The sequence below is a fragment of the Paenibacillus sp. NMA1017 genome (assembly GCF_058895805.1).
This window is the reverse complement of sequence record NZ_JBZXYR010000009.1, coordinates 53542-67786: the sequence shown is the minus strand read 5'-3', so window position 1 is coordinate 67786 and position 14245 is coordinate 53542. Positions and strand designations below refer to the sequence as shown.

Sequence of the window (14245 nt, the reverse complement as noted above, 5' to 3'; positions counted from 1 at the left end):
TCTTTTCATTGTTTTTATTCGACCATTCGAATACTCTACCAGAAGTCGCGTGGAAGGCGATTGGGAATCGAACCCTAATGTTGGTGGATACATCAGATTTACAGGATACCTGACCCGAACAGGGCAGGCACTGCGGGACCTTTGGAAATCCGCGCCTCGGTAATATCTTCCTGTATCAGCCTTTATCATTATCGCGCAACCTGGAACTCACGAACATGGCGAAAGTATTACGACCCTATAAAAAAACAAAAAAGACACAGGAGAAGCGTATGTGCTTCTCTTGTGTCTTTCTTTCTATAGTCAACTGTCGCGCTCGTATCTTGGACCTGATCCACTAGGATGTTTTTTCGAAAACGGGATCAACGCTCCGTAGTGGAAATTCTGGAACGTCTGTCGTTGTAGAAGCAGTCTGCTGGTGTGTATAGCTGAATGAAGGGGTCTCGTATTGCAATCCCGCCTTTTCATAGGTAAACCAATAGCTGACAGCCTTTCCGATATCGAGGTCTGTAATCCGCTGCTCCCAGACACCGCCGTTGTTGGTCATTCGGTAATTGAGCTGTTGTCCACCCGTTAAAGTATAATGCACGTCAACATAGGCGGAGGCTGTTTTGGGTGTAAATTGAAGCACTGCTTCACGATCGCTGACAAAACGAGCTTCTACTTTGTAATCCTCCGTTTCTCCGCCACCCTCATTACCACCAGATGCTGCTTCTGTCGTTACCGCTACCGCATTGCTTGCTGTAGACAGATTACCGGCTGCATCGCGAGCCTTAACGGTAAAGCTGTAAGTGGAAGCTGCATTCAGCCCTGTCATTGAAGCGGAAGTACTGCTTATCTCTACCGCCTGAGCCCCGTCTTTATATACGATATAACCCGTAACGCCAACATTGTCTGTAGCTGCATCCCACTCCAGAGTGACTGCCGAAGCCGTTTTGGTCGTAACTCGCACATTTGCCGGGATGGATGGAGCCTCCGTATCAGGCTGCGGATTGCCACCGCCGCTTCCATTTCCGGCATTAAAGCTATTCGGCTGCACGGTAATACTGTGCCCATCTGAGAAGGTTACTGTTTTGACCTGGTTTGTAAAATTGTAGGCCACATAAGTTTTCACACCGTTTTTATGAAATACGGCATAAATAGGTGAATTAGCGGTGATGCTGCGGTCGATGTTGCCTAAAGCATCCAAATTGTAGATCCAGTGGTAGGCATTCGCCTTGGAATTCCCCGCTTCCGGCATCATGGCCGCTACGCGTGCACTGAATTTGGCCTTGGCATCAGACGGATTCGAGATCGCTCTGTACATATACACAATATCTTCCCACGGACTGAAGTTCCCACCGCTTTTTCGCAGCAGATCGTTATAATTTTTAGCCGCATACTCCGAATATTGCGTCAGATACAAGGAGGCCGAGGTGATCGGCAGCCAGTTGATACCATGCACCTCTGCGGCATTATTGGTCCACCATGTTGCATTCCCTACCGTTTTACCGCCCCAGATCATGCTTGCCGTCGCGCTTTGCATCCCTGCAGGGGTGTTTGTGCCATGCACATCAAACCAGTACTCGTTAATCGCATTCATTTCAGTTGTATATAGATAAATGCCGAGATCACGAGTTTGAGTATTTCCAGTCGCCTCGCCCCATAAAATAAGACCGGCCCAGGCATTCATCGCCTCCGAGGAGGATTCATTGTTGTTGCCGTCGCCAAATTTGGCATGGCCGGAAGCCCAAGTGTGCCCGGCATAGGGATCAAAATTACGCAAATACGGAAATTTCGAATCAGACCTGTCGATATTGGCGATATCGCGAATGAGCAACTGTACCATTTTTCCCCATTGGGAATCGGATGCCCAGCTCTTGTCCACACGTGCAATTTCGGCCGCAGCCTTAATAAAGTATCCATAATGGAAATGATGGTCATTTAACTCTATTGCACTGCCAAAGCTGTCGGGATAACCGATCAATGTCCCCCAATTGTTGTTATACACAAATAGACTGGAGCTTTTCAGATTTCCCGAGCTGTCACTAGCCTTAAACCAGTCCTGCAGCCGGCTTTTGATCTCATTGCGGAATTGGGTCGCTGCTGCGGTATTGCCAGTTTGGTCGGCAATTGGCGCCAGCGCTGCCAGCTTGCCCAGACGTTTTCCAGTCCAGTACGTGTCTCTATCGCCGGAGTAGACTTCCGCCTTTGCTTCGTCTATATAACTGTTGAGCGTATTTTTATCGTAGGACCCCAAGTCGGGTAGGGAAGGCAGTACCCCTGTAAAATTCATTTTCGTTTGAAAAGAAGCACCTTCTGCTGTTTTCATCAGACCACGTACGGAATTGTACGTATAGCCCAGCAGGGGTTGTGATGAATTTTTCCACTGATGCGGATATAAGGCAAAAATAGTGCCGCTTTGTGTGCCTTCCTTCGCTGTTGTTGCAACAGTAAAGGTGGTCGTTACCTCGGAAGAGGCTTCGTTATAGCTGTACTGTGCTTTGGAGTTTGTAACGAAAGAATAGGCGTATTGCTGAAATTTGTCTAATGTCGCGGTTGTTTTGTCAGGCAAGGCCGCCACTGCAAAATAGTTTTTCCCGTTCAATTGATTAATCAGAGTACTCGTTCCGAGACCAGACCAGGTGCTGCCGGAAGGACCAAACAGACCATAGTGTGAGCCATTGACCGTAATGCCAAGCACAGGGGAACTAGCTGACCCAGACCAAACCTCTGGCACCCCATTAAATGAAAGCTTGGGATTGCCACCGCCAAACTCAAAAAAAACATAGGGAGAGCCGTGTCCATAGGTAGCACTCATTTTATTGCTGCCGCTTTGAAATAATGATTTGACAAACCAGTCGCTAAAACCGTCCACCTTGGCATCCGGAAATGAAGCGCTTACAGAATGACCGACGGTAAAATCGTTCACATCATCCATCCAGCCTGCGATATATCCCGGATTAACCGTAATTTTCCCACTCGGGTTAAAGATGCGTAAACCGTTTTGCTGATTTTTCAAGGCAAGGGGATGCGGATATTGAGCCTCGGAGTACGGTACCCAGGCTAGGCTGCTCCACCAGTCATTGGTAGGCATTGGGCTGGTTACATTCGCTGTTTTGTAAATCTCGTTTTGCGGTGTAGCTGCTCCGGCAGGTAGTGTGGTTGAATATGAGCCAGCGCCTTGTGTGACCTCACCCGAAAAGGCTTTAGTAGAAACCGGTGCTGCTAAAAATATCAGACTGGCACTTAACAAGCATAATATCATTTTTTTCACAACCTACATCCTCCTTTAAATTCTATAATCCCTTTCACTGCAAGGCTTTTTCCTTCTCTTCCAAGTTGAATTCAACTTCATTGTGCTTGATCTCAATTTCCAGGTCAATCCTTTTATTTCTATATTCTAACTAAACGAGGCGAAAGTCTCTAGAAATACATAAGAAACCAGGACGAAAAACCCAAATATTATGTAATTGTGTCATTTCGATTTCACCCCATAAGACGTTCACCTTATGAGTTATTCACCCCATTAACCATTCACCCTAATAAACGTTTAGTATATAAAAAAAGAATCCTCCAGGCCTTTTAGCCCTTCAGATTCTCTGTTCTTTTAAGTATATAAGCTTTTGAGTATTTAAGTCCTTTTGCCCTTCCCATGCCCCACACCATTTCGGAAAAAGAGTGACTTTGCGGTGGGCAGCAGCGGAGCGAAGGGGTTGAATCTGGAGAAGCGGAAGCGTTCGCCTTTGCAGTGGGATTCTTACCTTTAAATGTCTTATACAATCCGAAGAATCCCACTGCAACAGCGATCGGAAGATCAACCCCTTCGCGGAGCCTCCTTCTCCACCCGAAAACAACTCACTCATTTTCCCCGCCCAAAATACCCTTCTATTTTCCAGTCTACACCAACCTGTGTCACGCTCAAATCATGCAATGCCACCGCATCGCTCATCGCAGACACGCCTTCTCCCCCGAGAAATCCCGAGGCTGCGCGTCCTCCTACCAACTTCGGTGCAATGTACAGCACGAGCTTGTCCGCCAGCCCTTGCTGCACGAACGAAGCGTTTACCTCGGCTCCGCCTTCCACGAACACCGATGACACCTCCGCCGCACCCAGAATATCCAGCATTTGCGGCAGGTTCACCCGATCACTGTTTTCATCCTGAGTCGGATATACCTTTACACCCAGTTGTTCCAACTGGCTACGCTTGCCTTCATCGTAGGCCCGTCCTGTGAATATCCAGGTAGGCGCCTCCCCATCTGTAATGACACGAGCATCCAATGGAGTACGAAGCTTGCTATCCAGAATGATACGAATCGGATTCCGTCCTTCCGGTAGACGAGTCGTAAGCTGAGGATTATCGTGAATCACCGTCTGTACACCAACCAGGATTCCCACATGCTCGTGACGAAGACGATGCACATCCTCCCGTGCAGCCTCAGATGTAATCCACTTGCTTTCCGAGGTCCGGGTCGCAATTTTACCGTCCAGCGTTACTGCCGATTTGATCGTAATAAAAGGACGCTTGCTCACGATATATTGGTTAAACACTTCATTCATGCGGATGGATTCCTGCTCACATACTCCGACAATAACCTCAATGCCCGCATCTTTCAAAATCTGTACCCCTCTGCCGGAGACCAGCGGGTTGGGGTCCAGCGCAGCAATCACCACTCGACGAATGCCAGCCTTCACAATCGCTTCCGCGCACGGGCCTGTCCGGCCGTGATGGGAACACGGCTCCAGCGTTACGTAAATCGTCGCTCCCCGAGCGTGTTCACCCGCCATACGCAACGCATGAATTTCGGCATGTGGCTCGCCGGGCTTCAGATGAGCCCCGATCCCAACGATACGACCATTGTTGACAATGACTGATCCAACGAGCGGATTCGGTTCTGTTTGCCCTTTAGCACTTCTGGCATTTTCCAGTGCCAGGCGCATATATTTTTCGTGAGTGGTCATAGAACCTCCCTGAGATCGGAATCCCGCAAATGGCCGGATCGTTCTACTTTTGTATTCAAATACCGTTCATTATATTGCGACACATCGCCCCAGAGCGGCATGCGACCCGCCACATTCATACCCGATTTCTTCAAGGCATCCAGCTTTTTAGGATTATTTGTAATCAGAGTTACTGGCTTTTGTCTCAGGTGACGGAGCACACTAATGGCATCTGCATAGTTGCGTGTATCATCTTCAAAACCCAATTGATGATTGGCTTCGACAGTATCCATGCCTTCTTCCTGCAGAATATAAGCCATTGCTTTACTAAACAAACCGATCCCGCGGCCTTCATGGTTAGCGAGATAGAACAACGCACCCGTTCCATGCTCCACGATCATTTTCATGGACTGGTGGAGTTGAAATCCGCAATCACAACGCTTGCTACCAAAAATATCTCCAGTATGACAAATACTATGCATGCGAACTAATGCATTTTCCGACTGTTGAAGATCACCGTACACCAAAACGCTTGACTGTTGTCCCTCTGCCAAATCCAGTGTGGACAATCGTTTCACAATCGTCTCAGCGGTGGCATTCAGTAAGTCCTGACGATCTTCCTCATCCCGTACAGGCAACCAGCAGTACCACTGAAAAACAACCGTTTCTCCTTCCAAATTAACTGGCAGCTTGATCGGTCCTACCAAAATCGTTGAAGATTGCTCTCCACGAACGGTTTGAATTTTATCGTTAAGTAGCGTAGCTACATCTTTTTGGTTCATCTCTCTGCACCATCCTTTATATGAGCTCTATATAGAAAATGCCTAATTCTTCAAAGGCTAATCGTTATTGTCAGGGTATAAATCATTGAACTGTGTGTAAGAAATGTTCATGAAACGTGGATTCCATCGTCAGCTGCCGTTCCTGAAGCTCGGTGACAGCCTGTCGTCGTCCGTCTTCGAACGCCTTTAGGTCTCCTGCGGTATAGCTCTTCTGCCGTAAACGAAGAAGCTCACTGGCTAGCACATCGGCATCCTTCAAAGCTGCGTTCAAGCCAAAAGCTCCGGTAGGTGTCATGGTATGCGCAGCATCTCCAATAAGGACCAGTCCGTTCTGCGCCCAGGTGTCACTGCGGCTGCTGAAAATATCCAACGGTACGAAGTCCTTCCATGAACGAATGTGATCATGCACACTATGCTTCAAATCCGGGAAAGCCTCTATAAACAGTTGTATAAAGGGTTCAAAGGATTTCTTAAAGAGGGTTGGAAAGCTACCCTCCTCCATATTCCAGCCAATTTGAATATAGCCCTCAGCCTGCGAGAATAAAGCCAATTGCCCTCCGTTGACCCATGCCAGACGAGTAACGGGCTCCCATCCAGCAGGTGCCGTGATTTTCGCCCATAGCAGATCATAGCCGTGTCGAATGTTCGTCACAGGCATCTGTGCCAGCTTGCGCACAGTCGAATAGCGACCGTCTGCCCCTACAATCAACGAACTGTCAATCGTGATCTCATGGCCGTTCTTATCGCGGGCGGTCAAGCCCGTGTATCCCTGCTCGCTGTTACCTTCCAACGCAGTCACAGTTGTACCCGCTAGGTAACGGAAGGCCTCGTAGGTTGACGCCTGCTTGAGCAAAGCCTTCAAAAATCGAGGCTGTGGAATATGAACCCCCACATTACCATCTACTGATGCTGGCTTGACCGTCTTCACTTGCCGCTGATGCTCCCAATATTCGATTCTTGTGGAGGCGAGAACATAGTCCTCATGAATTTGTTCGAGCAGCTTATGCCTTTGGATCACTTCCTGACCCTCATCATTCAAGATTTCACCGCGAAAGGCCTTTCCCGCTATGCTCTGCCGCTCAATCAATATCGTGGATACACCCTGCGCCGTCAGTAGACAGGACAACAAAGTTCCTGCGGGTCCCCCTCCAACTACGCACACTTCACATTCCAGCTTCATCCGACTTCCCCCTACGCCCAAACCATCACCATAACGATTAGTTCGTACCTGTTCATTTAATTACATCATTAATAATATCAAAAATAACATCAAATTAAGTTCAAATTTTAAGTATAATATCTTAAGCTCCGTATCAAAGCTAACAAGTTACTTTATGTAACAAAGTATATTTATATCACACCATTTCGTCAAGTAATAAATTTATGTAAAGTAAAATCATTTACTTTTAACAGTGAATCGTTAATAATAGGAGCATGAGGTGATCACATGAACATTCCGCAGATGTGCCCACGGTTTGAAAGAGCTATGGAGCTACTAAGCAAGCGTTGGACGGTGTTGATCGTATTTCAACTAACTAATGGTCCGCAACGTTTCGTCGCTATTGAGAATTCAATTCCTAATTTAAGTGGAAAGGTCCTTTCGGACCGTTTGAAAGAGCTGGAGGAAGAAGGAATCATACAACGTATGGTTTATCCTGAGAAACCCGTACGGATTGAATACTCTCTTACGGATAAGGGACGCGATTTAGCTCCTTTGTTTGATCATATCGGTACTTGGGCTACACGCTGGATTGAGGTTCTACCAGCACTTGAACAGCAATAATCCATATGGACTACAGCTATTTTTCTTAGACTAACATGATAAACACACACAGACTGCTAACATGCCAAAGAACGCCTTTGCTCTAAGTACAATTTGTACTCATAGTGCAAGGCGTTCTATTTTTCATATGTAGGAACTTTAAACGTTCCCCTCACCGCTGCGTTGCATTTCCTCACGAATGGATTGCACCCGTTTTTTCCCCCAGTCATACATCATCTCCACAATGGGTAAAATCGTCATCCCCAGTTCGGTCATCGAATACTCCACCTTTGGAGGTACCTCGGGATACACTTCCCTGTGCACAATACCATCCTCCATCAACTCCCGCAGCTGATTGGTCAGCACTTTATGCGACAGCTTCGGAAACAGCCTTTGCAGGTCACTGAAACGGTGCGCCCCTTCCACACCCAGATGCCATAAAATGACGACCTTCCACTTTCCACTTAACACTGACAAGGTTAGTTCCTTTTCGCAGTTATAGTCTCCGTTAACGATCTTTTCCCGTATTTCTTCTCTCAGTGTATCCGTCATATATCAACTAACTCCTTCTAAACCATCATGGTCTTGCACTCTAATAGTAACCTGCAGGTAACCTCCGTACTTGAAAGTGCATTCTTCACAGCCTGACAAAGCCATCCTACAATAGTAGATAACGTTACACATTCAAGGAGGAATAAAGTATGAGTAAAAAAGCTCTTTTTATTATACCCCCAGAGCGCTTTAATGAGGATGAATTGTTTAAACCAAAGGAAGCACTGGAGCAAGCAGGTGTTACTGTGACGCTAGCTAGTACAAAAACAGGCGAAATCACGGGTGACTACAACGGTAAAGCGACAGCTGATCTTGTTTTTACAGACGCTGTGCTGGCTGATTATGATGTAGTATCTGTGATCGGCGGATCAGGTACGAATGACTATCTGTGGAATAACGCGGATCTCCAAGCTCTGCTAAAACAAACTCATGAGCAAAAGACTTTATTGGCTGGCATCTGCGCAGGCTCTGTAGCCGTGGCTCAAACCGGACTACTCTCTGGTAGAACGGCTACATGCTATCCAGTGGATGTACAAACAGATCAGCTCCAATCGCATCAAGCCGAATATGTGGCACAGCATGTCGTTGCGCATAGCGATATTATTACAGCCGACGGTCCAGATGGTGCACAGGCATTTGGCGAAGCACTTGTCAAAGCCCTGCAATAAGCACATCTTTAAGGTTCTAGGTGGGCACTTTAAACAGCACTCCAACAAGCCGCATCGCGTCCTTTCTTTTGTATGGGACCCGATGCGGCTTCTTTGTACCATTTTCATGCTAAAGTGACTAATTTAATTGTATGGTTCTGGATTTTCGTGCTAGCTTTAAAGAATCGACGTTTTAGCATAGGAGGCTTATGCCGTGATTATGAAAGGCAAAATCCATTTACATCAGGTAACGTCCGAATCGTTACGACTGGGCGCCTTACTATCATTAGTAGGGGGCTTTTTGGACACATATACCTTTGTGGGAAGAGGCGGTGTTTTCGCCAACGCACAGACAGGCAATATCGTACTGCTGGCTGTCAAAGTCATTCAGGGGCACTGGATTCAGGCGTTAGCCTATATCCCGCCCCTGATCGCCTTTTCACTGGGCGTTTTTGTTGCCGAGGGGATCAAACGAAAATCAACCCACCGTCTAACTCCGGACTGGACCCGCACTATTCTTTTACTGGAAATTGCGATTTTTTTCATCGTGGGACTGATTCCGCAAGGAGTTCCCAATACGGTAGTGGTGGTGATCGTCTCGTTCGTCGCTTCCGTACAAATGACTTCCTTCCGCAAGCTCATTGATGTGCCGTACACCTCCACGGTCAGCACCGGTAACCTCCGATCAGCTATCGAGGCTATGTATATCGCTATAACGACTAAGGACACGAACGCCGCCATTCGAGCGATGCGTTATGGTGTCATCCTGGCAGCCTTCTTGGTAGGAGCCTTGCTGGGGGGATTTCTGACTTTGACAATTGGGGATAAAGCCGTTTGGGGTGCTGTTGTTGCACTTATTTTTTCTTTTATTTTATTTACAGAAGAGGAAAAGTGGAAGCTGCCGCTGCGTCACTAATCCTCCATTACATTAGCCCTGAATGAATTGCCGCTGGGCCGTTTCAAAGAAATTCAAGAGGTCTTCGCGGGACGAGAATGCTGCCTGAGCAGATTGGTTGCTACCGCCCCCCTTACCGTGAAACGCGCCCAGATTCTCTTTCAAAAATGCTCCGCAGGCAACAGACTGGGTGCCGTTATGTGCCAGAATGATTTTGTTTTCTGCTGTTGTGGCAAATAGAACAAGCAGATCATGCTCAGCGGTCAGCTTGGTAGCCAATTGCTGCATGTCCTGAAGGGATTTTTGTTCGAATACATGAGCAAGAATATGCCCCTGCACAGCAGATAGCAATTCTTTCGCCTGGTACGAAGCATTTTCCTCTTGCAGGAGATCCATTTGCGCCTTGAGTTGTTTATGCTCCTGCTCCCACTTTTCAAATCGGGTCAAAATATCCTTTCGCCCGGTATTAAACTTCGCAGACAACACGTCCAGTATCTGAACACTATCGTTAAAGTCCTGGAGTGCGCGAACGCCACATTTGAAATGGATTCTTGCCATCCCCTTCTGCTTCTCCCATTTTAAGCATTTAATGATCCCAATTTCCCCGGTCTGAGCTACATGTGTACCGCCGCAAGCATTATATTCAATGCCCTCGATCTCGACAATCCGAATATTTTCAATCACTTTGGGCGTTTTCACAAGCGGAATATCCTTCAATTGCTCACGGGTTACAAAATAACTTTTTATGCTGCGGTTACTGTAGATTTGCTGATTTACTTCCTGTTCGATGGCCGATAGCTGCGCAGATGTTATATCCGAGCAGTTCACATCAATCGTGGCATATTCTTGTCCTAGATGAAAGCTTTCAGTACGCGCACCCAACAACTCCAGACAAACCGCTGACAGCAAATGCTGTCCGCTATGCTGCTGCATATGATCAAATCTGCGCTCCCAATCCAATTGGCAGGCTACTTTCCGATCCTCCGGCAAACGCTCTACCTGATGCCAAATGTCCCCATCTTCGAGAACAACATCTAATACCCGGACGCCCTGAATCGTTCCTGTATCACACGGCTGGCCTCCGCCATGCGGATAAAAGGCCGTTTCCTTGAGCATAACAAAAAATGCTCCATCTCTTTCCATGCTCTGTGTAATATGAGTGTCCCACTCCGTAAGATTTGGAGCAGTGTAGTATAATTTTGTCGTCATTCCAGGTTCCTCACTTTGGGTTTTTGTTCTCGTGCGATATCCACTTATTATCAAGCACTTCATTGTAAATATCAATGTAGGGAAAAGCTTGAACTATGGCACGAACAACCTCCATATGGTAAAAATCTGCATGACGATTAACAAAATTTAGCTTGAAATTCATTTTTGAATAGATTAAGATTAGTCGGCTAACTAATTTGTCGATTGGAACATACTGTAAGAAGAAAGGAGAACCCTATGGATTTTGATTTACGGGACTTACCCACTCGCGAGGCGCTTCAAGAATTCTCCAAGCGTATCCCTGAGATTGATGTAAGAGCGACGGAAGCTATGCTATTTTTTATGCGGGTATCTTCCAGCGTCTTTAAAGTCAGTTTTGAGGGCTTTGAGAAATTCGGTATATCTCATGGTAAATTTTCAATATTAATTCTCTTGTATCGTAATATCCATACAGGGTTGCTGGCTACAGAGCTTGCGGAGAAAGTAGGGGTTAGCAAACCAACCGTTACCGGTCTGGTTGACCGTCTGGAACGCGATGGGCTTATTATTCGATCTGTTCATCCTTCCGACCGCCGTATGAGCATTGTTAAACTGACCGATCAAGGAACAGAAATGATGGAAAGACTGCTGCCTATACATTTTACAAGCACTTCCACACTGATGAGCCACCTGTCCACCGATGAAAAAGAGCTACTCCTGACTTTACTGCAAAAAATAGAAAGCGGCATCCCTCAAGCAAAAGAGATATATAAAGCAGCAAAACCAGAATAAGTTTTAATTTTGCGTTTTAGTTAGCTGACTAACTTTTAAATAATTAAATAAAAGAATAAATAAAATGTACATATCAGGATATTTATTCGAGTCTATGTTTAACCCATTTTATGAATCTAAGGAGCGTATTACCCATGAATCGCACACAAGTCACCAGCCTCATCATCCCTCTCATTTCTATTGCCTGCCTGATCGGCGGGGGGTTCCTGCTCCAGACAAACGGACAAGATCAAGTCAATGCTTCGCGATCCGTTAAAGGCACAACACTAAATGCGGATAGCATTCATGTATCTTTTGAACAAGTAGGAGGCAAAATCCTGAACATCCCGGTAACAGAAGAAACTAAGGTAAAAAAAGGAACTGTCCTTATGACTTTGGATTCTAAAGATGTGGATTTGCAAATTGAGCAACTGCGGACACAAATAGCCCAGTTCAATACGCAAATCAGCCAACAGCAACAATCCATCCATTTAGGCTATACACGGGCAGCAACTCAGGAAAAACAGGCTCAGCTGGATATTGCGCAAGCCCAAGTGACTGAGAGTAAAAGTCAGGCAGCATTGCAGCGGGCACAAGCGGCAGAGCGTCAAGCCACTGCTGCGGAACAACAAGTCAATAATGGTGCTCGAGATGAAGATGTTCAGCAGCAACGAATTGCCGTAGCCTCCGCTACCAAAAACGTTCAGACGGCGCAAACCAACTATAAGCGTAATAAAGCACTCTACGATGCAGGAAGTGCATCCAAAGCAGCGTTGGATGATGCCGAAACCTCTTTGACTTTAGCGACAAATCAGTTGAGTCAGCAAAAAGAGTCTCTTCAAAAGCTACTCCATGGCGCCACTTCTGAAGAACGTATGCAGGCCAGTGAACAGACGACACAAGCAGCCGTTTCGGTAAAACAAGCCGAGGAAGAAATTCGCGGTGCCCAATTGTCCGTCGATCGTTCCAAAACCCAACTGGAAACCATTCAGCAGAGCCGTCAACAGTTGGCGGATCAGAAGCTGGCTATTGACCTTTTAAAGCAACAAAAAGACACACAGGAAGTTCAGCTTAAAACATTGCTGCTCAAAAAAGAGCGGCTGGTTTTAAAAGCACCACAGGATGGCAAGGTTACTTCGATTAGTACCAAAGTCGGCGAAAATGTCGCGCAAGGAGCTCCTGTGATTACCCTGGAAACCAACGATTTATATTACGATCTCTATGTGAATGAAGAACAAGCGGGGAAATTCAAGGCCAATCAAGAAATTAAAACTCATATCTCTGGTCTCAATAAGGACTTGAAAGGTACGGTACGCTATGTAACTGCTGCACCACAATTTGCTAATGTGAAGATGTCCCGTGAAAAAGGAGAAGCAGATACCGCTACATTCCAGGTACGTGTATATGTAACAAGAGAAGCAGCTTTGCTACCAGGTATGACAGTTGAGGTGAATACAAATGAAATCTCTTCGTGATGAATGGTCGTATCTGGTTCACTCCAAGTATCCGATCATAGCTATCATCTTCCCGTTGATTGCCGTATTGGGGTATTCACTGTTGCTCCCAAGCAGCCAAATTAACGACGCTAACGTGGTCGTGGTGGATCAAGATAACACTGCTTACAGTCGTGAGTTCATTCAGAAAATAGATGCTTCTCCGTATATGAACGTAGCTGAGATTGTTTCGTATACGGACAACCCTGAACAGTATTTTTATCATGAGCAATATTTGGCTGTTATTTCCTTGCCGCATGGTTTAGAGGACCATCACAATCGTTCCCTTTCTAGCCGCGTGGGTCTCATTCTCGATAATACCAATGTTCAATCTATTACTTCGATTCGTACAGCTATGCAGGAAATTAGCGTTTCCGAGAATATGGAACTGTCTGTTCCAGCTATGTTGAAAACCGGGATGAACGCAGATCAGGCCCAAGGGGCCCTCAATGGTATCGCATTGGAAGTGCGTTCCCTGTTTAATCCAACCAATGATTATCAGAATACGACGATACTTGCCTTCACTTGTATGTTCTCTTTTATGATACTGAACATAAATAGCTTACCTCTGGTCGCTAGACTCCGGGTTTCCAAGAGGCTGGCTGCTGAGCTGCAAAATCCGTTCAACATCCTGCTGCGTGTGCTTCCTTATACGCTGTTTTCGACGGCTGGCTTAATCTTCTCTCTCGGGATGCTTAAAGTGTTTGGGGGAGGCCGTTTCGAGGCCAATCCGATTCTCTTTATAATTCCGGTTGTCCTGTATGTATTCGGTACCGTTTGTATCAATGTCCTGGTTGCATGGGGCGCTGCACATCCGGGAATAGCCATCGGCAGAATGGTGATGATACTCATGCCTGCTTTTGTTTTATCAGGGGCTGTTCTTTCCAGATCACTGTTTCCACCTTTAGCGATTCAAATCGGTGATTTCTTTCCCTTCGTGTGGATGTACAAATTCCTGCGCACCATGGGTCTGCGTGGTGCACCCTTGCAGGAGATGCTTCCCGAACTCGGTTCTCTGTTACTATATGTCGGTGTACTCTCCATGCTGGTTATCGCCAGAGCCCTGTGGGAAAAACAGAAGCTGGCCAAGCAAACTGCGGGCACTGCTTCTGAAAAGGGATCGCCACATCCCGTTGTTCCAGCAAGCACAACTAGCGGCGGGTTATCTATGCAAGGGGCACCGTCAGCACCTATGCACGAGCCTATAAAAGGATAGAGTCTCGTCTATAAAATAAAA

General features: G+C 46.5%; 12 protein-coding genes. 6 read left to right on the top strand and 6 right to left on the bottom strand.

The genetic code is table 11. The features are described 5' to 3' along the window. Positions 1 to 334: 334 nt before the first annotated feature. From AC5ELV_RS19770 to AC5ELV_RS19755, 4 genes are all read right to left on the bottom strand, one after another. A complete protein-coding gene (locus AC5ELV_RS19770; RefSeq protein WP_493431536.1) occupies positions 335 to 3253 on the bottom strand; it encodes a glycosyl hydrolase in 2919 nt (972 codons plus the stop codon). Positions 3254 to 3838: 585 nt separating this feature from the next. After that, a complete protein-coding gene (gene ribD / locus AC5ELV_RS19765) occupies positions 3839 to 4939 on the bottom strand; it encodes a bifunctional diaminohydroxyphosphoribosylaminopyrimidine deaminase/5-amino-6-(5-phosphoribosylamino)uracil reductase RibD (RefSeq protein WP_493431535.1) in 1101 nt (366 codons plus the stop codon). Next, on the bottom strand, positions 4936 to 5700 hold the full coding sequence (locus AC5ELV_RS19760; protein WP_023990390.1) for a GTP cyclohydrolase II: 765 nt from the start codon (positions 5698 to 5700) through the stop codon (positions 4936 to 4938). Before AC5ELV_RS19760 ends, ribD begins: the two co-directional genes overlap by 4 nt. A gap of 82 nt (positions 5701 to 5782) precedes the next feature. Then, positions 5783 to 6880 (bottom strand): FAD-dependent monooxygenase, encoded by a 1098-nt coding sequence (locus AC5ELV_RS19755; protein ID WP_493431534.1) that lies wholly within the window; start codon positions 6878 to 6880, stop codon positions 5783 to 5785. Positions 6881 to 7147: 267 nt separating this feature from the next. Here AC5ELV_RS19755 and AC5ELV_RS19750 point away from each other — a divergent pair, with 267 nt between their 5' ends. Beyond that, positions 7148 to 7483, top strand: a complete 336-nt coding sequence (locus AC5ELV_RS19750; RefSeq protein ID WP_250240434.1) for a winged helix-turn-helix transcriptional regulator — start codon at positions 7148 to 7150, stop codon at positions 7481 to 7483. A gap of 138 nt (positions 7484 to 7621) precedes the next feature. Here the strand turns inward: AC5ELV_RS19750 and AC5ELV_RS19745 are convergent, their stop codons facing one another. Next, positions 7622 to 8014, bottom strand: coding sequence for a winged helix-turn-helix transcriptional regulator (locus AC5ELV_RS19745; protein WP_039273904.1), 393 nt, complete (start codon positions 8012 to 8014; stop codon positions 7622 to 7624). 149 nt (positions 8015 to 8163) lie between these two features. On the opposite strand from AC5ELV_RS19745, the gene AC5ELV_RS19740 reads away from it, so the two are divergent. After that, positions 8164 to 8682: a DJ-1/PfpI family protein gene (locus AC5ELV_RS19740; RefSeq protein WP_493431533.1), complete on the top strand. Its 519-nt coding sequence runs from the start codon at positions 8164 to 8166 to the stop codon at positions 8680 to 8682. A 193-nt stretch (positions 8683 to 8875) separates the two neighbouring features. After that, the gene (locus AC5ELV_RS19735; RefSeq protein ID WP_307353550.1) at positions 8876 to 9577 is read left to right on the top strand and encodes a YoaK family protein; all 702 of its coding nucleotides are present in this window, start codon (positions 8876 to 8878) and stop codon (positions 9575 to 9577) included. 12 nt (positions 9578 to 9589) lie between these two features. On the opposite strand, the gene AC5ELV_RS19730 is transcribed toward AC5ELV_RS19735, so the two are convergent. Continuing rightward, positions 9590 to 10765, bottom strand: a complete 1176-nt coding sequence (locus AC5ELV_RS19730) for an alanyl-tRNA editing protein (protein ID WP_493431532.1) — start codon at positions 10763 to 10765, stop codon at positions 9590 to 9592. A gap of 237 nt (positions 10766 to 11002) precedes the next feature. Here AC5ELV_RS19730 and AC5ELV_RS19725 point away from each other — a divergent pair, with 237 nt between their 5' ends. From AC5ELV_RS19725 to AC5ELV_RS19715, 3 genes are all read left to right on the top strand, one after another. Then, positions 11003 to 11536 (top strand): MarR family winged helix-turn-helix transcriptional regulator, encoded by a 534-nt coding sequence (locus AC5ELV_RS19725; RefSeq protein WP_165179276.1) that lies wholly within the window; start codon positions 11003 to 11005, stop codon positions 11534 to 11536. Positions 11537 to 11670: 134 nt separating this feature from the next. Continuing rightward, on the top strand, positions 11671 to 12990 hold the full coding sequence (locus tag AC5ELV_RS19720; RefSeq protein WP_493431531.1) for an HlyD family secretion protein: 1320 nt from the start codon (positions 11671 to 11673) through the stop codon (positions 12988 to 12990). Next, a complete protein-coding gene (locus AC5ELV_RS19715) occupies positions 12974 to 14224 on the top strand; it encodes an ABC transporter permease (RefSeq protein ID WP_493431530.1) in 1251 nt (416 codons plus the stop codon). Before AC5ELV_RS19720 ends, AC5ELV_RS19715 begins: the two co-directional genes overlap by 17 nt. Positions 14225 to 14245: the final 21 nt, after the last annotated feature.

What these genes read in the sequence shown, in the direction of transcription:
- AC5ELV_RS19715 (WP_493431530.1), top strand. Translation starts at nt 12,974, where the DNA reads ATGAAATCTCTTCGTGATGAATGGTCGTATCTGGTTCACTCCAAGTAT.
- AC5ELV_RS19760 (WP_023990390.1), bottom strand. Translation starts at nt 5,700, where the DNA reads ATGAACCAAAAAGATGTAGCTACGCTACTTAACGATAAAATTCAAACC.
- AC5ELV_RS19740 (WP_493431533.1), top strand. Translation starts at nt 8,164, where the DNA reads ATGAGTAAAAAAGCTCTTTTTATTATACCCCCAGAGCGCTTTAATGAG.
- ribD (WP_493431535.1), bottom strand. Translation starts at nt 4,939, where the DNA reads ATGACCACTCACGAAAAATATATGCGCCTGGCACTGGAAAATGCCAGA.
- AC5ELV_RS19745 (WP_039273904.1), bottom strand. Translation starts at nt 8,014, where the DNA reads ATGACGGATACACTGAGAGAAGAAATACGGGAAAAGATCGTTAACGGA.
- AC5ELV_RS19755 (WP_493431534.1), bottom strand. Translation starts at nt 6,880, where the DNA reads ATGAAGCTGGAATGTGAAGTGTGCGTAGTTGGAGGGGGACCCGCAGGA.
- AC5ELV_RS19730 (WP_493431532.1), bottom strand. Translation starts at nt 10,765, where the DNA reads ATGACGACAAAATTATACTACACTGCTCCAAATCTTACGGAGTGGGAC.
- AC5ELV_RS19750 (WP_250240434.1), top strand. Translation starts at nt 7,148, where the DNA reads ATGAACATTCCGCAGATGTGCCCACGGTTTGAAAGAGCTATGGAGCTA.
- AC5ELV_RS19725 (WP_165179276.1), top strand. Translation starts at nt 11,003, where the DNA reads ATGGATTTTGATTTACGGGACTTACCCACTCGCGAGGCGCTTCAAGAA.
- AC5ELV_RS19720 (WP_493431531.1), top strand. Translation starts at nt 11,671, where the DNA reads ATGAATCGCACACAAGTCACCAGCCTCATCATCCCTCTCATTTCTATT.